Origin of the sequence: Streptomyces sp. MB09-01, assembly GCF_033794505.1 — a bacterium.
In the GTDB taxonomy this organism is placed as follows: Bacteria; Actinomycetota; Actinomycetes; order Streptomycetales; family Streptomycetaceae; genus Streptomyces.
The window spans coordinates 1-593 of the sequence record NZ_JARAYQ010000607.1; the positions used below are offsets into that span (position 1 = coordinate 1).

General features: G+C 65.3%; 1 protein-coding gene. It reads right to left on the bottom strand.

Features of this window, described 5'->3' with window-relative positions; genetic code table 11:
* A partial coding sequence (locus PV721_RS43700) for an adenosylhomocysteinase (RefSeq protein WP_319734481.1) occupies positions 1–593 on the bottom strand: 593 nt, incomplete at both ends.

Below are 593 nucleotides of genomic sequence, written 5' to 3' on the forward strand. Positions count from 1 at the left end.
CGGCCCTCGGACAGCACGATCAGGACCTTGCCGTCGGGGAACTTCCAGGTGTGGACCTGCGGCTTGACCTCGTCCTTGACGATGCCGTCGATCTTCGCGAGGCCGGCCATGTCGATCTCGTTGTCGAAGTGGCCGATGTTGCCCACGATGGCCTGGTGCTTCATCTTGGCCATGTCGGCGGCCATGATGATGTCCTTGTTGCCGGTGGTGGTGATGAAGATGTCGGCGGTCTCGACGACGTCGTCGAGGGTGGCGACCTGGTAGCCGTCCATCGCCGCCTGCAGTGCGCAGATCGGGTCGATCTCGGTGACGATGACGCGGGCGCCCTGGCCGCGCAGGGACTCGGCGCAGCCCTTGCCGACGTCGCCGTAGCCGAAGACCACGGCCGTCTTGCCGCCGATGAGGACGTCGGTGGCACGGTTGATGCCGTCGATCAGGGAGTGGCGGCAGCCGTACTTGTTGTCGAACTTCGACTTCGTCACCGCGTCGTTCACGTTGATCGCCGGGAACAGCAGCGTGCCCTCGGACATCATCTCGTAGAGGCGGTGGACACCGGTGGTGGTCTCCTCCGTCACGCCGCGGATCTCGGACGC